Genomic DNA, 23,359 nt, shown 5'->3' on the forward strand with positions numbered 1-23,359 from the left:
TATAATTTAGTTTCTCAAATTTAAAATTTCAATATAGGATATAGCCCCCCGTAAACAGGGGGATATGTATTTTTGATTATAAAAACAGGTTTTAGGAAAATGAGCAAATAAAAAAAACTGAGAAATTTCTCAGTTTTTTTATCCAAAGAATTAAGAAGCTTATAACCTTATTTTTTTGTCAAAGTAAAAATTTGACTTCCGGTAACTTCAAAAGTAATTCCTTGTTGTTCGACCGTTTCTTTGATGTCTTTTTTTATACTCATAGTTTGTGCTGTTAATGCGATAATATCAAAAGACGCATCTTTTTCGGCAACAGTAGTAATTAATTTAGTTCCATCTATTTTCCACTCTCCAGCTCCAATAAAATCAGGAATTGATTCTTCATAATCAATAGACTGCGTAGGGATAGTTATTTTTGCTACTAATGTAAACCCTCCAGTGCTAGTAAAAGTATTGGGTTTATCGGTGTCAGAAACTTCTGTAAAAGTTGCTTCTGCAGTATAATCTTTACCCGATATAGAATAACTACCATTCACAGGTATGTTTTCAATAGTAGCAGTAACTTTTCCATTTTCAGATTTGACATCCGAAAGACTCCACTCACCAGGGATTAAGGATTGATCAATTTCAATTGGAGAATCATCATCGTTGTTACAAGAAACAAATAATAAGGTACTTGCTAAACATAAAAACATTGCAAATCTTTTCATTTCGATTATATATTTTGGGTTAATATTACTTTTATCAACGAGTTAGAAATTTACATATTGTCATTTTTTCTAGAGGAAGTCTCTTTTTGTGTGATTTTTAAGGATAATTAGTAAAAGTTTAATAGGGTGTTCTTCAATAAATTATCTAATGATTCTGGGATTGACCTAATAATCTACTAAATTACTAGGGTTTTTGTTGAAGATATCATAATTCTTATGATTTTATGTAAGAACTTTTGAGATTTTTATGCTATAAACAAAATATTATATATACATTTGTTTAATAATCTACTATTCCGATAGGGTAATAGAGTTTTAGAAAAAAATGATTTTAGATCAGATGATATTAGATAAAGTGGCTACGCAGAAAACAACGTATCAGAAGGATAAAACCTCTGAGAAACCAATACGTAGTATCGCAAAAGCAGTAAGCTGGAGAGTCGTGGGTACATTAGATACATTGATAGTGTCTTATGTGTTAACAGGAGAGATTGCTCTAGCTACTTCGATTGCATCTATTGATTTTGTGACAAAAATGATTCTGTATTTTTTTCACGAAAGAATTTGGAATCGTATTAAATGGGGAAAATAATTGCTATAGTAGAAAAATAAGTATAGTAGGCTATGAGTTTAACAGAAAAAGAAATAGAAAATTTAAACAAATCTCTAAGGGATAAAACACCTTTAGAAATTGCACAATGGGCGGTTTTAAATGCGAAAACTCCAGTTGTAACTACTAATTTTAGGCCATATGAGGTCGCAATTCTTAATGTTTGCTCAAAAGCATTATCCGATATTCCGGTAATATGGTGTGACTCTGGATACAATACACCAAACACTTACAGACATGCAGAAGAGGTTATTGATATGCTTGGGCTGAATATTAAATTATATGTGCCTAAACAGACCACAGCACATAGGGATGTAACTATGGGGATTCCTGATATTGATGATCCCAAACACAAAATTTTTACAGAACAAGTAAAATTAGAACCATTTAGAAGAGCAATGTCTGATTTTACTCCCGATGTTTGGTTTACAAACCTTAGAAAAGGACAAACGGCACTTAGAGATTCGCTGGATATTGTAAGTATGGGGAAAGATGGAATTTTAAAAGTAAGCCCGTTTTACTATTACAATGATGAAGAGTTAGATGTGTATTTAGAAGAACACAAATTACCTAACGAATTTAAATATTTTGATCCAACTAAAGTGTTGGAAAATAGAGAGTGTGGGTTACATACTAACTAATAAATTACGAAAAAGATAAGAATGGAAATACTAGAAAAGAAAATAGAACAATTAGAAGGGACAGCAGGTAATCTGGCTGGAGCATCTGTTCTTAAGGTAAATCCTTTGGAGAGTGAAGCAATTTATATTTTTAGAGAAGTAGTGGCACAGTTTGAAAAACCAGTATTACTTTTTTCTGGAGGAAAAGACTCTATTACTTTAGTTCGATTGGCTCAAAAAGCATTTTATCCCGGAAAAATTCCTTTCCCTTTACTACATATTGATACGGGACATAATTTTCCCGAAACTATAGAATTTAGAGATCGATTAGTTAAAGAATTAGGAGTAGAACTTATTGTTCGTAATGTTCAGGATTCTATTGATCAAGGTAAGGTTATAGAAGAAAAAGGAAAATATGCTAGCCGTAATAGTTTACAAACTACCACACTTTTGGATGCCCTGGAAGAATTTAAGTTTGATGCAGCTATCGGTGGAGCTCGTAGAGATGAAGAAAAGGCCAGAGCTAAAGAACGTATATTCTCTGTTAGAGATGATTTTGGTCAATGGGATGAGAAAAACCAACGCCCTGAGTTGTTTGATCACCTTAACGGAAAAATTGATTTAGGCCAAAATGTAAGAGTGTTTCCAATTAGCAACTGGACAGAATTAGATGTATGGAGTTATATCCAAAAAGAAGGAATCGAAATTCCGTCTATATATTTTGCTCATACCCGTAAAACATTTGTGAGAGATGGGATGATTTGGTCTGCAGAAGATGATGTGGTGTATAGAGAAGATAATGAAGTGGTAGAAGAAAGAATGGTACGTTTTAGAACCGTTGGTGATATGTCATGTACCGCAGCTGTGCTTTCTGATGCAATCACTATAGATAAAGTAGTATCAGAGATCAGAGAATCTACAATTTCTGAACGAGGAGCTCGTATCGATGATAAACGATCAGAAGCTGCGATGGAAAAACGAAAACAACAAGGATATTTCTAAAATTAATTTCAGGTTATTAGTTTTCTAATAATTAGTGAGAATATAAATTAAGGATCAAAATAATTGGTGATAGTATTTGTAAAGGAGTCTTTTATAAGTCATAAAAATGACCTTTAATAAAAACTATTAACCATCAACCAAAATAAGATGGATGTATTAAAAATAGCAACAGCAGGAAGTGTAGATGATGGTAAAAGTACCTTGATCGGTCGTATTTTATATGATACAAAATCATTAACGACAGATAAATTAGAAGCCATTGAAACCAGAAGTAAAGCTAACGGTTTTGATTATTTAGATTTTTCGTTGGCTACAGATGGATTAGTAGCCGAACGTGAACAAGGAATTACTATTGATGTTGCTCATATCTACTTTTCGACAAAGACCAAAAGTTATATTATAGCAGATACCCCTGGACATATCGAATATACCAGAAATATGGTTACAGGAGCATCGACATCACAAGCCTCTATCATTTTGGTAGATGCTCGTAAAGGTGTAATAGAACAAACCTATCGTCACTTTTTTATCAATAACCTGTTAAGAGTTAAAGATGTGATTGTAGCCGTTAACAAAATGGATTTGGTAGATTTTTCTCAGGAGAAATACGAAGCTATAAAAGCCGATTTTGAAACATTGATCGAAAAAAGTGATTATAAAGAACAAAATATAACATTTATCCCGGTAAGCGCATTGCAGGGAGATAATGTGGTAGATAAATCTGAGAATACCCCATGGTATACCGGACAAACTTTACTTGAACACTTAGAGAAATTAGATGCGCAGGATGTATATGAAAAAGCTCAGGTACGTTTTCCAATTCAAACTGTAATTCGCCCTAAAAAAGATGAATTTCATGATTTTAGAGGATATGCAGGTAAATTATATGGAGGTGATCTTTCAGTTGGAGATGAGGTAACAATTTTGCCATCATTAACGACGTCAAAAGTAAAAGAAATTTACTTCTTCGATCAGAAATTTGATACTGCTGGCAGAGGAAGTTCTTGTACAATTACATTAGAAGATGATGTAAATGTAAGTCGGGGAGATATGATTGTAAAATCATCAGAGAAACCTCGTGTAGAAAAACAATTGACCGCGACAGTATGTTGGATGGATAGTAAAGATCTACATCCGGGAACAAATTACTTTATACAAAGTGGAAGTAATAGAATTCTAGCAAAAGTGAAAAATATAAACGGAACCATAGCAACTGATTTTTCTGGAGAAGATACTTCAAAAAATGCTTTGAGTTTAAACGAAATAGGGAAAGTTCAGATACAGTTGAGCAAACCTTTAGCGATTGACTCTTATAGTAATAATAAAGCTTCAGGATCATTTATATTAATAGATTCGCAAACTAATACTACTTCAGGAGTTGGCTTTATAGAATAATACAAGTCACTAATTAATAGGAAGAAAAACCAAAAAATAGAACCGTAAAACCATCATACAAAAGTCATAACTACGCCTTTTTTTAAAGGCAGAAATACGAAAAAAGATGCAAAGTTTTAGAACCGAAATAGAAAACCCAATTGTTCAAAAAGATGTTATAGAATTAGCTAATAAAATTGAGCAATTCCATAAGGGTAAGATTGATGAAGAGAAGTTTCGTAGCCTTCGTCTGGCACGTGGTGTATATGGTCAACGCCAGGAAGGGGTACAGATGATTCGTATTAAATTACCCTATGGTAAAGTGTTAAGTAATCAATTAAGACGTATTTGTGAAGTTTCTGATGAGTATTCTAGAGGAAGACTGCATATCACTACACGTCAGGATATTCAAATTCATTATGTAGATTTAAACAGAACTCCAGAGCTTTGGGCAGAGTTAGAAAGAGATGATGTAACATTAAGAGAAGCTTGTGGTAATACAGTACGTAATGTAACCGCATCAGAAACTGCAGGAATTGATCCAAAAGAACCTTTTGATGTGTCCCCATATGCAGATGCATTATTCCGTTTCTTTTTAAGAAATCCTATTTGCCAGGAAATGGGCCGTAAATTTAAAGTCTCTTTTTCAGGTACCGAAGAAGATACCGGGTTATCCTATATGCATGATTTGGGCTTCATTGCTAAAATAGAAAATGGAGTTCGAGGGTTTAAAGTAATGCTAGGTGGTGGATTGGGATCGCAACCAAGACATGCAGATGAATTATACAGTTTCCTGCCGTCAGAAAAGATCATTCCTTTAATGGAGGGAGTATTGAGAATTTTTGATCGTCATGGAGAACGTAAAAGTAGAGCCAAAGCAAGAATGAAGTTTTTACTTAAAGACATAGGTCTTGAAGCGTTCAAAGAATTAGTAGAAGCAGAACAAAATGCAATAGCCCAAAAAACTGTTGTGATCGATGCAGAATCATATAAAACGTCAACTCCTGTTGAAGTCGAAATACCTCAAGTACAGATCAAAAACCAAAAAACTTTTGATTTGTGGAAATCTACCAATGTAATTGCTCAAAAACAAGAAGGGTATGTAGCTATAGGTATTAAAGTATTGTTAGGTGATTTTTATACCGATAAAGCCAGGTTGCTGGCAGATTTAGTAGAGAAATATGCAGCAGGAGAGATAAGACTATCATTGCGTCAGAATATTTTGATTCCTTTTGTAAAAGAAGATGCATTACCATTCTTCTATCAAGAATTAGAGAAATTAGGATTTGTAGAATCTGGATATAACAAAGCAGTAGATATAACAGCTTGTCCGGGAACAGATACCTGTAATTTAGGAATAGCAAGTAGTACAGGTATTGCCGAGGAACTAGAACGCGTAATCAAGACAGAATACCCTCAATATCTCGAAAAAGAAGATTTAGTGATCAAAATTAGCGGATGTATGAATGCTTGTGGGCAACATAATATGGCAAATATTGGTTTTCAGGGAATGTCAGTACGTACCAAAGATAAATTAGTGGCACCTGCATTACAAGTACTATTAGGAGGAGGAAACTTAGGAGATGGTAATGGTCGTTTTGCAGATAAAGTGGTGAAAATACCTAGTAGAAGAGGGCCAGAAGCATTACGTAGAATTCTTAATGATTTTGAAGCAAATGCAAATGGTAAAACTTTTATAGATTACTATACCGATCAGGGTGAAAAATATTTCTATGACTTTCTTACCGATTTATCTAATGTAGATAATCTTACTCAAGAAGACTTTATCGATTGGGGAACAGAAGAGAATTATGTAAAAGCAATTGGTGTAGGAGAATGTGCGGGAGTAGTTATAGATTTAATAGCGACCCTATTCTTAGAAAGCGAAGAGAAAATAGAAAATGCAAAAATATCTTTTGAGAATGAGGTATACTCTGATGCTGTGTATCACGCGTACAGCTCATTAGTAAACTCAGCAAAAGCATTGTTGTTAGCCGAAAAGAAAAAGACAAATACTCATGCCAAAATTATAAGTCAGTTTGATGAAGAATTTGTTGCAAGCGGAAAAGTACAATTAGAAGGAACATTTGCAGATTTGATTTATCAACTTCAAAAAAATGCACCTACCAGAGGTTTTGCAGTAGATTATATTAAAAATGCAGAGCAATTTTTGCAAAAAGTACAGGAGTTTAGAGCCGTTGAAGTAGAAAATGCTTAAAGAAATAATGAATAATAAAACACCAAGATTAACAGTAGTAGGAGCAGGTCCGGGAGATCCGGATTTGATCACTCTTAAAGCAATCAAAGCTTTAGAGTCTGCAGATGTGGTGTTATATGATGCGCTCATTAATGAAACCTTATTGAGTTATGCACCTAAAGCAGAGAAAATATTTGTCGGTAAAAGAAAAGGATGTTATGCATATCAACAAGAACAGATTAATGAATTAATAGTAAGTAGAGCCAAAAGTCATGGACATGTAGTTCGATTAAAAGGAGGAGATCCTTTTATTTTTGGGCGAGGAGCAGAAGAGATTGATTATGTACAACAGTTTGATATAGCGTCTTATATGGTTCCCGGTATATCATCATCTTTAGCCGTTCCGGCATATCAGGGAATCCCATTAACAAAAAGAGGGGTTTCAGAAAGTTTTTGGGTGATTACAGGAACCACAAAATCCCACAAATTATCACAGGATATATGCCTGGCAGCAAAATCAAATGCAACTGTGGTAATTTTGATGGGAATGAGTAAGTTGAATGAAATAGTTAGTATCTTTGCTGCCGAAAATAAGCAAGACATTCCGGTAGCTATTATCCAAAACGGAACTACAGAAAAAGAGAAGTTTGGATACGGTACAATAGAGAATATTGAGGAAGTAGTTTTAGAAAAAGAATTATCCTCACCAGCAATTATTATAATAGGAGAAGTAGTAAACCAACGAGTTCGATTAGCTTCTGTTTATAATGAAGTTCGAGAAGAAATTGTATCTTAATAGTTTGGGACTAGCTTAAAGATGAAAGAAAGAAACAATTTATATCCGGTTTTTTTAAAGGCTGCGCACCTTGAAATCCTTATCATAGGAGGAGGAAATGTAGCAGAAGAAAAACTTACGTTCTTATTAAAATCCAGTCCAGATGCTAAGATAACTATAGTATCATCAATGTTTAGAGAAGGTACAATAGCATTAGCAAAAAAGTTTGGAGTGGAAATGATACATAAAAAATATCACAAACGTTTTCTCAAAGGAAAACATATTGTGATTGCTACCACAGATGTTCCTAAAGTTAATATGCAGGTGTATAAAGATTGTAGGAAACGAAGTATACTGGTTAATGTAGCAGACAATCCGCCGTATTGTGATTTTTATATGGGCGCGATTGTAACCAAAGGCAATGTAAAAGTGGCAATCTCTACTAATGGGAAATCACCAACTACAGCCAAAAGATTACGTCAGTTTTTTGAGGAAGCGATACCCGAAAATATTGATGATTTAGTTAAAAACTTAAACGAGTATAGAAAAACAATAAAAGGTAATTTTGAAGAAAAAGTGGAAACACTAAACGAATTTACCAAAGGATTAATAGGAAAAAAAGAAGTTGAAAAATGATTAAGACTGATATTTTAATAATCGGAGCGGGACCAACAGGATTATTTACTGTTTTTGAAGCAGGATTACTGAAGTTAAAGACGCATCTTATTGATGCCTTACCACAACCAGGTGGGCAATGCTCAGAAATATATCCCAAAAAGCCAATATATGATATCCCAGGTTTTCCAGAAATACTTGCTGGAGAATTGGTAGATAACCTAATGGAGCAAATAAAACCTTTTAATCCTGGGTTTACGCTGGGAGAAAGAGCAGAAACTATCGAAAAATTAGAAGATGATACTTTTTTGGTAACTACCAATAAAGGAACACAACATAATGCGCCGGTAGTTGCAATTGCAGGAGGATTGGGTTCTTTCGAGCCTCGTAAACCACCGATCCCAAATATTGCAGATTTCGAAGATAAAGGAGTAGCATATATCATACGTGATCCAGAAGTGTATAGAGACAAACGTGTTGTAATTGCAGGAGGAGGAGACTCTGCTTTAGATTGGTCGATTTTCTTGGCAGATGTAGCCAGTGAAGTAACTCTTGTGCATAGACGAAACGAATTTCGCGGAGCTTTAGATTCAGTAGAAAGAGTAGCAGAACTTTCTAAATTAGGAAAAGTAAACCTGATTACTGAAGCTGAAGTAAAAGAATTAAAAGGCGATGATCACATTACTGCGGTTGGTATAAAACATAAAACAAAAGGTGAAATTGTTTTAGATACAGATTACTTCATCCCGTTATTTGGATTATCACCAAAATTAGGACCAATAGGAGATTGGGGGTTAGAAATCGAAAAAAATGCGATCAAAGTAGATAATTCATACGATTATCAGACTAATATCCCGGGAATATATGCTATAGGTGATGTAAATACATATAAAGGAAAACTAAAATTAATTCTTTCTGGTTTTCATGAAGCAGCCATTATGTGTCAGAGTGCTTACCAAAGAATCTTTCCAGATAAAAAGTATGTGATGAAATATACAACCGTCGGTGGAGTAGAAGGATTTGATGGAACTAAAAAAGAAGCTAAAAAAGAAGTAGTAAAAGCTATTAATTAGAAAAAAGCTTACTTTTAAAATAAAACAGGTATATACCGAAAATCAATTTTTCGGTATATACCTGTCCTTTTTTAGAACCTTATGAACAAAGATTAAATTACTTCAATATCTCTTTTAACGTTATTAAAAATGGTATAATAGATTACAAAAAAGGTTGTACTTCCATGAAATGATGTGTTTTGTAGAAAAAAGTTTTAAACCCTGTTTTTTTTCTTTACCTATGGTTTAATTTTTTTTAAACGTTCTTATGAAAAAGCTATTCTCTATTCTTTCGATTGTTTTTGTGTTAGTCGCTTGTAAGAATAAAGCTGAAACTGAAAAGGATGTAATCACAAAAAACAAAATACCCGTTTTTGCATGGGCACATTTACCCGAAAATGCATCAGATGATGAGTTAAGAAAACAATTTCAGGAATTAAAAAATAAAGGAATAGATGGTTTAATGTATTCTGCAGGTCATGACCCTTTAACGTATAAAAGAGTTGGTAAAATTATTAAGGAAACGGGAATGGAATTTCATGCATGGATACCTACCATGATACAAAACTCTAATCCAAAATTAAAACCAGAATGGTATGCCATTAATCGAAACGGTGAATCTGCCTATGATAAACCTGCATATGTTTCGCACTACCAGTTTTTATGCCCTAATAAAGATGAAGTGTATGATTTCCTTAAAAACCTATATAGTAGTGTTGCTGATGTAGATGAGGTAGATGGAATTCATCTCGATTATATACGATTTCCAGATGTGATTCTGGCAAAAGGATTATGGGAAAAATATGATCTGGTAATGGATAAGGAATACCCCCAGTTTGATTATTGTTACTGTGATAAATGTGTTCATGATTTTAAATCATTATCTGGTATAGATATTAAAGCTGTCGAAGATCCTTCGCAAATCGAAGAATGGAAACAATTTCGTTATGATTTGATAACTAAAATGGTGAATAGATTGGCAGATGTAGTACATGATAAAAATAAGGTGATTAATGCTGCAGTGTTTCCTGGGCCAAATTCTATCGCAAAAAAACTAGTAAGACAAGAGTGGAATAAATGGAATTTGGATGCCTTTTTCCCTATGAATTATAATGATTTCTATCTAGAAGATACAAAATGGATTGGCGAGCTTACAAAAGAAGAAGTGACTGCTGTTAATAATAAGAAACCAGTTTATAGTGGTTTATTCATTTGCCCGAAACCTAAAAATAAGGCAAACGAAGCAGATCCCGAAAATCATGGATTATTACCCGAAGAATTAGCGGCTGCAATTAGTGAATCTATTCAAAATGGAGCCACTGGCATTTGTTTATTTACACCAAATAGAATGACAGATACACATTGGGAGGTTTTACAAAAAACAATTAGTACAGATTTTACTAAATAATGCTTTTTTAGACTGTACTCCTACAATTATTACTCTTTAAAAATAGATTTTTAAATATGAGAATAGCATCAATAGATATTTTTAGAGCTTTAACAATGGTTTTAATGATTTGGGTAAATGACTTCTGGACTCTTACAGATATTCCTAAGTGGCTTAAACATGCAACCGCTAGTGAAGATTATATGGGTTTTTCTGATATTATTTTTCCATTGTTTTTGTTTATTGTAGGGCTTAGTATTCCTTATGCCATAGAAAATAGACTTGCTAAAAAGGAAAGTAAAACTTTAATAGCAAAACATATAATTATAAGATCTTTATCATTGCTGTTGATTGGTTTTTTTATGGTAAACTATGAAACGGCTTACCACGAAAACATTCTTATTGGGAAATATTTTTGGGGCCTACTTATGGCTTTGGCAGTATTATTAATTTGGATGAATTGGAAAAAAAGTCCAATTCAAAAAAAATGGCATGTTTATTTTCAAACCTTAGGATTTAGTATACTTGTTTTTTTAGCCGTTATATACAATGGAGGTTCTCAGGGAGAGAGTTGGATGAAAATACATTGGTGGGGAATTTTGGGACTTATTGGTTGGGCTTATGTCATAAATGGGTCAATTTATTTATTTAGTAAAGGAAACATTACAATAATAATTATTTTATGGATCATTTTTAATCTACTCTCCATATTGAATCAGACCGATAAGATGATTTTTGAAAATGATAGTATTACTTTGTTCTCTACATTATATACTGGTACTATACCTGCATTTACTACTGCTGGAATAGTAGCAACTTTGGTATTTAAGAAGTTATCAGGAACCAATATAAAATGGCGATTTATAAGTTTAATAGGATTAGGGGTAATACATATTATTTATGGAGTAGCAACCAGGCCATATTGGGGTATTTCTAAAATACAAGGAACGCCATCTTGGTTAGCTATCTGCACAGGGATAGGTTTTCTTATGTTTACAATATTGTATTACATCACAGATGTGAAAAAACAAACTAGTTGGGCAAAGATAATTGCTCCGGCAGGTACAGCAACGTTAACATGCTATATGATCCCTTATCTTTTATATCCAATATATGCTATTACCGATATTAAGTTTCCTGATATGTTGAGCTCTTCTGGCTTAGGGTTATTTATATCTTTTATTTTTTCTTTATTAGTAGTTGTTTTTACTGGTTGGTTAGAACAAAAAAAATACAAGCTAAAACTGTGATATCTTCTTTGTTTTGCTCTATTTTTTAGCATAATAATGATAAAAGATAGAAGATAGTATTGATTTTACTTTTTTCATTAAGAGGCACACTTTTTTGTTGATTTACTTTTTGTAAAATTGATGCTAATAAATGATTATTATTTGAATGATTTTTTATAAGATTCAGTATATTTGAACCTTCAAAATCTTCATAATTACAGGTTTAAAAAAACGGGATACAACTCTTAAATAAAATACGCTAAACAATTTAAAATAAAATGTAAAAGACCTTAGATAAAACCGGTAAGGTCTTTGATTATATTTGTAAACAGAAATAAAAAGATATGTCAGATGTTACCATAAAAATAAAAGATAGAGAAGGTGTAGTACATGAGATACAAGCACCTACCGATATGGCTATGAATTTAATGGAAGTTTGTAAAGCTTATGAATTACCAGTAGAAGGGACCTGTGGAGGAATGGCCATGTGTGCTTCTTGTCAATGCTATATTTTATCTGATCACGAATTACCAGAAATGGGACAGGATGAAGATTTGATGCTAGCAGAGGCCTTTTATGTAGAGGATAATAGTAGATTGGGATGTCAAATCCCTATCACTCCCGAGTTGGATGGATTAGAAATAGAATTAGCCCCAGAGTCTTAATCATATTAATCTCTCAGGATTTCAATAGATTCTTTTTTGGGTTTTTTAATTCTAACAGTAATTTTTTGATATTCCCAGTTAGCTCCTTTTTTATAGGCTACGATATCCAGTTTAGCTTTTCCTTTGGTGCCTCTAATTCCAACAGTTAATGTAATTGAAGTATTGTGATTTGAATATTCGACTTCTCCTTCTAGTAATCGAAAGAAATCTATTGGAGATAGCTCGCCTAATTTTTCAATAACACGATCATTTTTTTTAGCTATTTCAAGAGCATTTCCTGTAAGATTGGGTTGCACATAAACAGAACCATATCTAAATACAGCGTTACCTGTCATCATAAAAAACACGAATATACAAATAGTTACCCCTGTGGTAGGAAGTACCCATTTCCAGTTTCGACTCCACCAATTTTTTTTAGAAATTAATTCGTTCATGATAGCTAATAGTGTTGTTGTTAAGCCTTTCTTTACAAAGACCCTTTGTTAAATATAGTTGTTGCAATAATCACTAGAGGTAAAAGGTGTTTTCCTCTGGCGATGGCTGTATTACACTTACGTAAAATGGGGTTTTTGACCCCATTTTTTGATCTGTTTTGATTGTATTTTTGAATTGAAAAAATATACCTAAAGATAGTATTAGTAGTATTTTTTTAATGAGAATTAAAAAATCTGAAGTATAGAAAAAAACAAAAAATAATGAGGTATGAGAACAAAAAAAAATCGATTTAATTTAGGAGTTTCCATTCTTTTAATAGCAGGCATGGTATTCTTTACGAGTTGTGAAAAAGAATCAGTTGTAGACCAAGAATTAGATACAATAAATGTAGAACAAGAAGAATTCCTTGCTAAAGCAAAAGAGGATTATCTGAAAGAAAACGGAATCAATATCGATATCATAGATATAGATTGGTGCTCTATTATACCAAATTTGTCTGGGTATTATTATGCCAATGATGGAGGGCATTATTATGTTAGGCATATTGGAAATAAAGTGTATTGGTTTGGAGAACATCCATCTGGTATTTGGGCTAATGTTTTTAAAGGGAGCATAAATGGGAAAACAATTACTGGTAGTTTTTATGATGTGCCTAAAGGTAAAATAGCAGGAAGTGGAAATTTAACATTATCTATAAGTTGTTTTGGAAGTGGCTTTACTAAAGTGTCTGGGAGTAATTTTGGGGGTTCAGTTTGGACAAAAACTGTAAGACCTTCCCATCTTCCTCGTCCACGTCAGGCAGGATTTGGAGTTGTAAATGATAGCAATAATATTACTGGTCGATGGGTTGGTGATGATGGAGGTATTTACTATATCAGACAAATAGGTAATAGGGTTGTTTGGTTCGGAGAACGCAATTTTGTAAATGGCCGTCCTACATGGTCCAATGTTGCCTGGGGGAGTCGTTTCTATAGTCAGTTATGGTTAGATTGGGTTGATGTTCCTAAAGGGAATACAAATAACGGAGGAATTCTAAGAGGATTTGTCGAAGGACCAAATTACATCTCTCTAGGACATAATACAGGAGGTTTTGGGGGCTCAGAGCTTCGAAGGTAATGTAAATGTAATGTATATGAGTAGAAAAAGATTACCCTTTTGGGTAATCTTTTTTTTGTTAATACAAGGTGAAATTGATAAATAAACTTGCATAACAAAAGGCTATGTCTTTTATTTGTACTCAAATTAACAGCTATTGCTGTTTAGTTCATATATATTTTAATTGTTATCGAGAAAGGTGGAGGGAATAGACCCTATGAAACCTTAGCAACCCTTTATCCCGTAAAGAAGGTGCTACATTCTATCCGTTATAACGGTATAGATAACCAAAACTCATAGTTCAGCTATGTTTTCCATTTATTTTTCTTGATACATTATTCTTTATTTAAATAAAGAATTAAATAATGTTTTTATTTTCCGATGTTTGGCTCTATACTTAATATAGCTTACAGTTGGAATACACAATAATGTTTGATAATTGATGAAAGATATATACAAAATACTAGAAGAAAGAATCCTTGTCCTTGATGGAGCTATGGGAACCATGCTGCAAAGGTATAAGTTTACAGAAGAAGATTTTAGAGGAGAACGATTCAAGGATTGGCCTATTCCTGTACAGGGGAATAATGATTTGCTAAGCATTACTCAACCTGAAGCAATAAAAGAAGTACATCGACTTTATTTTGAAGCAGGAGCAGATATCGTAGAAACCAATACCTTTTCGGGAACAACCATAGCTATGGCTGATTATGAAATGGAAGATTTGGTCTATGAACTAAATTATCAGTCGGCAAAAATTGCCAAAGAAGTAGCACATGAGTTGACCGAAAAAGAACCTCATAAACCTCGATTTGTAGCGGGATCTATTGGACCAACAAATAGAACAGCAAGTATGTCTCCCGATGTAAATGACCCAGGGTATAGGGCAGTAACTTTTGATGAATTAAGAATCGCTTATAAACAACAGGTTGAAGCACTATTAGATGGAGGTGTAGACATTTTATTGGTAGAAACCATTTTCGATACCTTAAATGCCAAAGCAGCACTTTTTGCAATTGAAGAAGTAAAGGATGAAAGAAACATCGATGTTCCAATTATGGTAAGTGGTACGATAACAGATGCAAGTGGTAGAACATTATCGGGCCAAACTGCAGAAGCATTTCTAATTTCGCTATCTCATATTCCCATGCTGTCCGTTGGATTTAATTGTGCTTTAGGGGCAAATCAATTGACTCCCTATTTAGAAGTTTTAGCTCAGAAAGCAAGTTTTGGAATATCTGCTCATCCTAATGCCGGATTACCAAATGCGTTTGGAGAGTATGACGAAACACCAGAACAAATGGCAGAACAGATTAAAGAATACATGGAAAAAAACTTAGTAAATATTATAGGTGGTTGTTGTGGTACCACTCCAGAACATATCAAAGCAATAGCAGATTTAGCAAAAGATTATAAACCAAGAGTAGTAGCAGTAGAAGTATAGCATATGGGTACTAAGGAAAAAAGAAAATATCTTAAGCTCTCTGGTCTGGAGCCAATGATTGTTTCTGCCGAAACGAATTTTATTAATGTTGGAGAACGAACTAATGTGGCAGGATCACGTAAGTTTTTACGTTTGGTCAAAGAAGAAAAATTTGATGAAGCTTTAGATATAGCAAGACATCAGGTAGAAGGAGGAGCACAGGTCATTGATATTAATATGGATGATGGCTTAATCGATGGTAAAGAAGCAATGATAAGGTTTCTTAATCTTATAATGGCAGAGCCAGATATTGCTCGAGTACCCATCATGATAGATAGCTCTAAATGGGAAATCATCGAAGCTGGATTACAAGTGGTACAAGGAAAATGTGTGGTAAATTCTATTAGTCTTAAAGAAGGAGAAGAAGAATTTATATCACATGCAAAAGCCATAAAAAGATATGGTGCAGCTGTAATTGTAATGGCTTTTGATGAGGTTGGACAAGCAGATAATTATGAACGTCGTATAGAAATCTCAAAACGATCCTATGACCTATTGGTTCATAAAGTAAAGTTTCCGCCAGAAGATATCATATTTGACCTCAATATATTTCCGGTTGCAACCGGAATGGAAGAACATCGCAAAAATGCCATCGATTTTATTGAAGCTACACGATGGGTAAGAGAAAATCTACCACACAGTAGTGTAAGTGGAGGTGTAAGTAATGTTTCGTTTTCTTTTAGAGGAAATAATGTGGTTCGCGAGGCTATGCATTCTGTTTTTCTGTATCATGCAATTAAAGCCGGGATGAATATGGGAATTGTAAACCCGGCAATGCTAGAGGTGTATGATGATATTCCCAAAGATCTATTAGAATATGTAGAAGACGTAATTCTGGATCGACGAGATGATGCTACCGAACGATTACTAGATTTTGCAGAAACCGTTAAAGGAACAAAAAAGGAACAGGTTGTAGATCTTTCTTGGAGAGAAGAATCCCTGCAAAATAGAATTACCAGAGCCTTGGTAAAAGGGATCGATCAGTTCGTAGTAGAAGATGTAGAAGAAGCAAGACTAAGTGTAGATAAACCAATAGAGGTTATAGAAGGGCATTTGATGACAGGAATGAATGTTGTTGGTGATCTTTTTGGATCTGGTAAAATGTTTTTACCTCAGGTAGTAAAATCTGCCAGGGTAATGAAAAAAGCTGTAGCATATTTGCTTCCGTTTATAGAAGAAGAAAAGAAAAAGAATGCACTCTCTGGAGGAGTAACAAAAGAAAATGATTCTAATGGCCGTATTTTGATGGCAACTGTAAAAGGAGATGTACATGATATTGGTAAAAATATTGTCTCGGTAGTATTAGGATGTAATAATTATGAAATTGTAGATCTGGGTGTGATGGTTCCTCCCGATAAAATTATTCAGACTGCAATCGATGAACAAGTAGACATCATAGGGTTAAGTGGTTTAATAACACCATCATTAGATGAAATGGTTCACCTGGCAAAAGAAATGGAACGTAAGAACTTCAATATTCCGTTATTAATAGGTGGAGCGACCACGTCTAAAGCTCATACAGCAGTTAAGATCGATCCGCAATATAAAAATGCTGTAGTGCATGTTAATGATGCATCAAGAGCAGTAACGGTTGTAGGTGATTTATTAAACAAAAGAAGTAACCAAAAATATATAGGTGATCTCAAAGAAGATTATGAGAAATTTAGAGATGGATTTCTAAAAAGAACAAAACAAAAAGAATATCTGAGTATTGAAGAGGCTAGAAAGAATAAATATTTAATTGATTGGCAAACCTCTGAAATTGTAACACCAAACCAATTAGGAGTTCAGGTTATAGAAGATTTTGATTTGAGAAAACTAGAGCCTTATATCGATTGGTCACCATTTTTTAGATCCTGGGACTTACATGGTAAATACCCTGCTATTTTAAATGATGCTGTAGTCGGCGAACAAGCTACATCTTTATTTAAAGATGCGCGAGAATTATTAGAGAGAGTATTTGATGAAAAATTATTAGGAGCCAAAGCTATTTATGGATTGTTCGAGGCTAATACAATAAATGACGATGATATTGAAGTTTCTTCAAACCAGGAAACTTTTATATTTAGAACACTACGTCAGCAACTAAAAAAACATGCAGGTAAACCTAATTTTGCTTTGTCTGATTTTGTTGCCCCAAAAGAAAGCGGAATTAGAGATTATATGGGATGTTTTTGTGTTACAACAGGTTTTGGAACTAAGGAACTTGCTGAAGCTTTTGAAGCTGATCATGATGACTATAACTCTATTATGATTAAGGCATTAGCAGATCGTTTAGCCGAAGCTTTTGCAGAATATTTGCATAAAAAAGTACGTAAAGAAGATTGGGGATATGCTAATGATGAATCATTAACTAATGAAGAATTAATAAAAGAAGCATATAAAGGTATTCGACCCGCACCAGGATATCCAGCTTGCCCAGATCATCTCGAAAAGATAACAATTTGGGAGTTACTTCGGGTTAAAGAACAAATCGGAGTAGAATTAACAGAAAGCCTGGCTATGTGGCCTGCAGCATCTGTATCTGGATATTATTTTGCCAATTCTGAAGCTCGATATTTTGGATTAGGAAAAGTAAAAGAAGATCAGGTAAAAGATTTTGCAAAACGTAAAAATGTAGATCTTGAGTATGCAAAGAAATGGTTGAGTCCTAATATAGTAGATTAAATATGAACCCAATGAGTATAAAAGATAGCATAAGGAAGTATGATGAGATTTTTGAAGGAGAGCCATGGTTTGGTAATTCTATATTAAAATCTCTAGAGCATATTCCTGCACTTTTTTGGGATAAAAAACCAAAGAAAGTGTCGCACTCTATATCAGAACTAGTATATCATCTTATAGATTGGAGAGGGTTTGTTATCGAAAAACTAAAAGAAAATAGAGCTTTTGATATTGAATTAAATTCTGAAAAGGATTGGAGAAAAAATGTTTCAATACAAAATGAAAAAGAAAAGAAAAAAACTCTTGAAGAATTAGTTGAAACTCAAAATATAATATGCGAATTACTATTAACAAAACCAGATTCATGGCTGAATGAACTAGTAGCTGGCCGTAAATATCGAAATGGATACATGATTAATGGGGTGATACAGCATGATATATATCATTTAGGGCAAATCAATATGGTATATAGTCAATTAAAATAAAGAATAAGGTATTATAGGAAAAAGAGACTTCATGTTAGCACTTTGTATACGATACAGAGATATAAAAACATAAATCTTTAAATACAGATAATGAGAATTATCCTAAATACCAAAGATGATAAACGAAGAATTAGGAATTATAGATTAGATGAAAGTAACAGATCACATAAAAAAAGCCAAAGAAAAAACATTATTTTCTTTTGAACTAATACCTCCTCAAAAAGGAAGAAGCATACAAGAGCTATATGACAATATCGATCCATTAATGGAGTTTAATCCTCCTTTTATTGATGTAACTACGTCTCGTGAAGAATTTATTTATATAGATAGAGAAGGGCTGTTAGATAAAAAACTAACTCGTATGCGCCCAGGTACTGTAGGTATTTGTGCTTCGATTACTCATAAATATAATGTAGATACAATACCTCATGTGTTATGTGGTGGGTTTACCAAAGAAGAAACAGAATATTTATTGGTAGATTGTCATTATTTGGGAATCGAAAATGTAATGGCTTTACGTGGAGATGCAATGAAAGAGGAAAAATATTTCACTCCTACCAAAGGAGGGCATAGCTATGCTAATGAATTGGTAGAGCAGATATTAAATATGAATAAAGGAAAATTTCTTCATGAAGTGGTTGAAACAGATAACAAATCCGATTTTTGTATAGGAGTTGCTGGCTATCCAGAAAAACATATGGAAGCACCTTCTGTAGATTCTGATATCAGAAGATTAAAAGACAAAGTAGATGCGGGAGCAGATTATGTAGTGACTCAAATGTTTTTTGATAATAAAAGATATTTTGACTTTGTAAAAAAAGCTAGAGAAGCAGGAATTAATGTACCTATTATTCCAGGGATTAAACCAGTAGCAGTAAAAAGACATTTACAATTATTACCTCAGGTCTTTAAATTAGATATGCCCGATGAATTGGTGAGAGCAGTAGAGAAATGTAAAACCAATAAGGAAGTCAGAGAGGTAGGAATCGAATTCGCAATACAGCAATCTAAAGAACTGATGGAGTTTGGGGTTCCTGTATTACATTATTACTCGATGGGTAAATCTGATAATATTAGAAAGATTGCCGAAGGAGTCTTTTAAAAAAAAAACATTCGCTCTTAAACATAAGAGAACGGTAATTATTGCCAATTTTAAATATATAATTTTAGTGTTCCCCTGTTAGATTAAGCTCTAGCAGGGTTTTTTATGAATTATAAACAGCATAAAATAGTTGCTTTTTATCAGATTCACTGTTTACAGGGAGTTTTTCATCCTGTACAAAATTGATTTTTGCACTTGAATTACTACAGTAATAAAAAAATACTCTAAAAACTTTAAATTAAAACAAATGAAAAATTTGAAATTCTTTGTTGCGCTATGTATTGGTGTAATAATTGTCTCATGCTCTAATGATGATGAAACTCTAACTCATGAAACCATAAACGCTGTAAAAAATAAAACCCAGGGTAAAGCAGCAAAAGCAGAAGTTGTTGATGGCAATATTGTATTTCCAGATCCTAATTTTAAAAAGGCATTGCTAGAAGATTATGTGGATAGTGATAATGATAACGAAATCTCTGTAGATGAAGCTAAAAATGTAACATCGCTTTATTTAGATTTTAAAAATATCTCTAATCTCTCAGGGGTCGAATACTTTGTTAATTTAACCGACCTGAGTTGTATGTATAATCAACTCACCATGTTGGATATTAGTAAGAATACAAAGCTTACTAGTTTACAATGTGGATCAAATCAACTTACTGCATTACATGTATATTATAATCCAGCATTGAAAACGCTGGATTGTAGTAATAATTGGTCTATGACCACTCTTGATATAAGTAAAAACTTAGCCTTAGAAACCTTAAATTGTGGATATAATCAATTTACTAATTTAGATGTAAGTAAGAATGCGAAATTGACTAAGTTAAGTTGTAATGCTAACCAACTTACTGCCCTAGATGTAAGTAAAAATGTTATGTTAAAAGATCTTAATTGTAGTTATAATAAAATTACATCTTTAGATATCAACCAGAATACAGTACTTACTAATTTGTTTTGTCAGAATAATCAAATTACTAGTCTGGATGTAAGTGAACGTACACGATTAAGGTACCTGAATTGTGGTAGGAATAAGATCACAACACTAAACCTAAATAGGAATACATCATTATATTATCTGATTTGTTCGGATAATCCATTAAAAACGTTAGATGTAAGCAAAAATACAGCATTAAATGTGCTATCATGCTCCAACAATAAGCTCACCATGCTAGATGTAAGTAAAAATACAGCCTTAAGTAGTTTTAGTTGTGACAATAATCAACTTACTACGTTGGATGTAAGTAAAAATACAGCGTTATATAGCCTTAATTGCAAGTATAATAAGATTACAGAATTGAATTTGGTTAAGAATAATTATTTACATCATCTAACAATTAGTAATAATGAACTTACTATATTAAATTTAAAGAACGGAACCAATAATAGATTAATAAGATCAGAGTTGGAAAACAACCCTTATCTTTATTGTATAGAGGTAGATGACCCTACTGCAGCTTATTTAAGTAAATGGAAAAAAGATAATAAAGCTAATTATTCGGCTAATTGTACACCATTTTAGTAGTTTGATACTATAATTTTAATCATATTACCCGAATATAAACCCTTTGTAGTAATAAGTTTAAACTTATTACTACAAAGGGTTTTGCTACAGATTTATAAGTCTATCTAAGTTCAAACCCATAGATAGACTTCAATTTTTTTTGCATGGAATACCTTATGTTAACAACCTTTTTAGATTAATGTAATTAGGGTTTTGGTAATCGTTTGTTTTTCAGAGTTTTATTAAGTAAAGGTGGTGCTGGAATAAAACCAAACCTAACAGTGTTTGGAAACTTCGAAGGTCTATCATACTTTTGCCGCATGATAAAAAGGATTTATTTACTCATCTTTATCGTTCATTTTGGTACGTACGCTCAGACAGACTCTAAAATACATTATACGCTGGATGTCAATAACTTTTATGGCACCATACTAAAACATAATCCCGATATTTCGCATCTAATTACGGGGCATCCATCTGGTATGATTCTTTCTTTTCAGCGCAAAACATTTGGAGAAGAAAAATGGCAACGATTATATAATTATCCTGATTATGGTGTTTCCTTTTTGTATCAAGATATGGATAACGAATTTTTAGGAACGCATTTAGGATTATTTGTTCATTATAACTTTTATTTCTTAAAACGATATCTAAATCTTAGGGTAGGCCAAGGAATTGGTTATAGCACAAACCCTTATGATGAAGATGATAATTATAGAAATGTAGCCCATGGGACACATTTATCCAGTGGAACATATGTTTTATTACAAGCTAAAAAAGAAAACCTTTTTAAAGGCTTTGGATTGCAAGCAGGTTTGGGAGTTGTTCATTACTCTAATGGAAATTCTAAAGCGCCAAATAAAAGTACAAATACATTGTTTTTAAATGCAGGAATAACCTATGCATTAGATCAGGAAACCCCAGAATATATAGAGAAAGAAGAAGGAGCGCTTAAAGGAAGTGAACCAATTGGTTACGGTTTTATTTTTAGAAGCGGAGTTAATGAAAGTGATGTAGTAGGGTCAGGACGGTTTCCTTTTTATACATTTGGAGGTTTTGTAGATAAGAGATTGAATAAAAAAAGTGCAATTCAGTTAGGAGCAGAAGTGTTTTTTTCTAAAGCTTTAGAGCGTTATATAGATTTTAGAGCAACGGGAGGGTTTAATGATGGGACTACCGGTAATGAAGATGCTAAACGAGTAGGAATGTTCCTGGGGCACGAATTAAGAGTAAATAGAATTTCTGTACTTACCCAGGTAGGGTATTATGTGTATTATCCTTACGATTTTGAAGGCCAAACGTATCTTAGAGCGGGAGTTCAATACTATTTTACTAAAAATATATTTGGCGCACTAACCGTTAGATCTCATGCAGCCAAAGCAGAAGCTATGGAGTTTTCGATAGGATATAGATTATAAAAATACTGTTTGGCAACTAAAAAAAACAATAAAAAAGAATAGATGAATCTTAATATAAGTTTAAAAAAACAAAATGTTAGACTTGATATGTCGAAGTCTTTTTTAAAACATATAGTAGTGAGATGTATTGGGATATGGGTGGTATTATTTTTGTTTGGTTGTGATTCTGAAAACGCGTCAGATTGTTTTCAAAGAACGGGAACAATAGTTAGAAAAGAAATTGAAGTTTCTGATTTTACACGTATTTTGGTGAATCCAAACATAGAACTAATTATAAAAGAAGGAGCGACTACTTCAATAATTATTGAAACGGGAGATAATTTGCTAAACGAAGTTTCGGCAATAGTCGAAGATGATCGTTTGGTACTTAGTAATACCAATGATTGTGCATTTTTTAGAGATTTTAATCAAACTAAGGTTTTTGTTACTGCACCTAATATTACAGAAATACGGAGTGGAACACAATTCGATATCTCATCAGATGGGATATTAAACTATACTTCATTAACACTATTATCTGAAGATTTTGGTGGAAATACAGAAACTACAACAGGAACATTCAATTTAAGTGTAGATTGCGAAAATATTGGTATAGTAGGAAATAACATTGCTTCATTTTTTATAACAGGAACGGTACAGGCATTAGATGTCAATTTTGCTTCGGGAACCGGAAGATTTGAAGGAGCAAATTTAGTAGCCGAGAATGTTCAGGTTTTTCATAGAGGAACCAATAAAATTATAGTAAACCCCCAACAATCAATTACAGGAGAGATACGAAGTACAGGAGATGTAATTTCGGTAAACAGACCTTCAATTGTTGAAGTAGAAACGTTTTTTACAGGAAAACTTATATTTCAATAATCATTCAATACACTTCTCTTAGTATAGATAAATAGAATCGCTGTACTTTGCTATACCTGCTTTGATATTTCTTTTT

21 protein-coding genes and 1 riboswitch are annotated in these 23,359 nt (G+C 33.1%); of the genes, 19 read left to right on the plus strand and 2 right to left on the minus strand.

The window, feature by feature from the left end:
• Nucleotides 1–167: 167 nt before the first annotated feature.
• Nucleotides 168–710, minus strand: coding sequence for a hypothetical protein (locus tag ATO12_RS07975; RefSeq protein WP_034241057.1), 543 nt, complete (start codon nt 708–710; stop codon nt 168–170).
• A gap of 325 nt (nt 711–1,035) precedes the next feature.
• Between ATO12_RS07975 and ATO12_RS07980 the strand changes: the two genes are divergently transcribed.
• From ATO12_RS07980 to ATO12_RS08030, 11 genes are all read left to right on the plus strand, one after another.
• Nucleotides 1,036–1,302 (plus strand): DUF2061 domain-containing protein, encoded by a 267-nt coding sequence (locus ATO12_RS07980; protein WP_081802001.1) that lies wholly within the window; start codon nt 1,036–1,038, stop codon nt 1,300–1,302.
• A gap of 32 nt (nt 1,303–1,334) precedes the next feature.
• On the plus strand, nt 1,335–1,961 hold the full coding sequence (locus tag ATO12_RS07985) for a phosphoadenosine phosphosulfate reductase domain-containing protein (protein ID WP_034241059.1): 627 nt from the start codon (nt 1,335–1,337) through the stop codon (nt 1,959–1,961).
• Between the two features lie 21 nt (nt 1,962–1,982).
• Nucleotides 1,983–2,942 (plus strand): sulfate adenylyltransferase subunit CysD, encoded by a 960-nt coding sequence (cysD, locus tag ATO12_RS07990; RefSeq protein WP_051575685.1) that lies wholly within the window; start codon nt 1,983–1,985, stop codon nt 2,940–2,942.
• A gap of 147 nt (nt 2,943–3,089) precedes the next feature.
• On the plus strand, nt 3,090–4,337 hold the full coding sequence (locus ATO12_RS07995) for a sulfate adenylyltransferase subunit 1 (RefSeq protein WP_034241061.1): 1,248 nt from the start codon (nt 3,090–3,092) through the stop codon (nt 4,335–4,337).
• 106 nt (nt 4,338–4,443) lie between these two features.
• Nucleotides 4,444–6,534 carry a HEPN domain-containing protein gene (locus tag ATO12_RS08000; protein WP_034241065.1) on the plus strand — a complete coding sequence of 697 codons (2,091 nt, stop codon included), beginning with the start codon at nt 4,444–4,446 and terminating at the stop codon, nt 6,532–6,534.
• Nucleotides 6,527–7,309, plus strand: a complete 783-nt coding sequence (gene cobA / locus ATO12_RS08005; protein ID WP_034241068.1) for a uroporphyrinogen-III C-methyltransferase — start codon at nt 6,527–6,529, stop codon at nt 7,307–7,309. Before ATO12_RS08000 ends, cobA begins: the two co-directional genes overlap by 8 nt.
• 21 nt (nt 7,310–7,330) lie before the next feature.
• Complete coding sequence (locus ATO12_RS08010; protein WP_034241071.1) at nt 7,331–7,924, plus strand: precorrin-2 dehydrogenase/sirohydrochlorin ferrochelatase family protein; 594 nt, start codon at nt 7,331–7,333, stop codon at nt 7,922–7,924.
• Nucleotides 7,921–8,976 carry an NAD(P)/FAD-dependent oxidoreductase gene (locus ATO12_RS08015; RefSeq protein ID WP_034241073.1) on the plus strand — a complete coding sequence of 352 codons (1,056 nt, stop codon included), beginning with the start codon at nt 7,921–7,923 and terminating at the stop codon, nt 8,974–8,976. The genes ATO12_RS08010 and ATO12_RS08015 overlap by 4 nt, the downstream gene beginning before the upstream one ends.
• A 247-nt stretch (nt 8,977–9,223) precedes the next feature.
• Nucleotides 9,224–10,363: a glycoside hydrolase family 10 protein gene (locus ATO12_RS08020; RefSeq protein WP_034241076.1), complete on the plus strand. Its 1,140-nt coding sequence runs from the start codon at nt 9,224–9,226 to the stop codon at nt 10,361–10,363.
• 56 nt (nt 10,364–10,419) lie between these two features.
• Nucleotides 10,420–11,592, plus strand: a complete 1,173-nt coding sequence (locus tag ATO12_RS08025) for a heparan-alpha-glucosaminide N-acetyltransferase domain-containing protein (protein ID WP_034241078.1) — start codon at nt 10,420–10,422, stop codon at nt 11,590–11,592.
• Nucleotides 11,593–11,915: 323 nt separating this feature from the next.
• Complete coding sequence (locus ATO12_RS08030) at nt 11,916–12,236, plus strand: 2Fe-2S iron-sulfur cluster-binding protein (protein WP_034241081.1); 321 nt, start codon at nt 11,916–11,918, stop codon at nt 12,234–12,236.
• A gap of 5 nt (nt 12,237–12,241) precedes the next feature.
• On the opposite strand, the gene ATO12_RS08035 is transcribed toward ATO12_RS08030, so the two are convergent.
• Entirely contained in the window at nt 12,242–12,670 is a 429-nt protein-coding gene (locus tag ATO12_RS08035; protein WP_051575686.1) for a cytochrome c oxidase assembly factor Coa1 family protein, read from the minus strand.
• A gap of 268 nt (nt 12,671–12,938) precedes the next feature.
• Between ATO12_RS08035 and ATO12_RS24690 the strand changes: the two genes are divergently transcribed.
• The 8 genes from ATO12_RS24690 to ATO12_RS08080 all read left to right on the plus strand — a co-directional run bounded on the left by ATO12_RS24690 (nt 12,939) and on the right by ATO12_RS08080 (nt 23,283).
• Nucleotides 12,939–13,787, plus strand: a complete 849-nt coding sequence (locus ATO12_RS24690) for a hypothetical protein (protein WP_051575687.1) — start codon at nt 12,939–12,941, stop codon at nt 13,785–13,787.
• A gap of 163 nt (nt 13,788–13,950) precedes the next feature.
• Nucleotides 13,951–14,056: riboswitch (SAM riboswitch) on the plus strand.
• Between the two features lie 152 nt (nt 14,057–14,208).
• Complete coding sequence (locus ATO12_RS08050) at nt 14,209–15,210, plus strand: homocysteine S-methyltransferase family protein (RefSeq protein ID WP_034241086.1); 1,002 nt, start codon at nt 14,209–14,211, stop codon at nt 15,208–15,210.
• Nucleotides 15,211–15,213: 3 nt separating this feature from the next.
• Nucleotides 15,214–17,916 (plus strand): methionine synthase, encoded by a 2,703-nt coding sequence (gene metH, locus ATO12_RS08055; protein WP_034241088.1) that lies wholly within the window; start codon nt 15,214–15,216, stop codon nt 17,914–17,916.
• A gap of 11 nt (nt 17,917–17,927) precedes the next feature.
• Entirely contained in the window at nt 17,928–18,398 is a 471-nt protein-coding gene (locus ATO12_RS08060) for a DinB family protein (protein ID WP_165583349.1), read from the plus strand.
• Between the two features lie 148 nt (nt 18,399–18,546).
• Nucleotides 18,547–19,500: a methylenetetrahydrofolate reductase [NAD(P)H] gene (gene metF, locus ATO12_RS08065; RefSeq protein ID WP_034241093.1), complete on the plus strand. Its 954-nt coding sequence runs from the start codon at nt 18,547–18,549 to the stop codon at nt 19,498–19,500.
• Nucleotides 19,501–19,747: 247 nt separating this feature from the next.
• Nucleotides 19,748–21,022, plus strand: a complete 1,275-nt coding sequence (locus tag ATO12_RS08070) for a leucine-rich repeat domain-containing protein (RefSeq protein WP_051575688.1) — start codon at nt 19,748–19,750, stop codon at nt 21,020–21,022.
• Between the two features lie 302 nt (nt 21,023–21,324).
• Complete coding sequence (locus ATO12_RS08075) at nt 21,325–22,422, plus strand: acyloxyacyl hydrolase (RefSeq protein ID WP_034241096.1); 1,098 nt, start codon at nt 21,325–21,327, stop codon at nt 22,420–22,422.
• 42 nt (nt 22,423–22,464) lie between these two features.
• A complete protein-coding gene (locus ATO12_RS08080) occupies nt 22,465–23,283 on the plus strand; it encodes a head GIN domain-containing protein (RefSeq protein WP_240486110.1) in 819 nt (272 codons plus the stop codon).
• Nucleotides 23,284–23,359 lie beyond the last annotated feature (76 nt).

Source organism: Aquimarina atlantica (genome assembly GCF_000626715.1).
Taxonomy (GTDB): Bacteria; Bacteroidota; Bacteroidia; order Flavobacteriales; family Flavobacteriaceae; genus Aquimarina; species Aquimarina atlantica.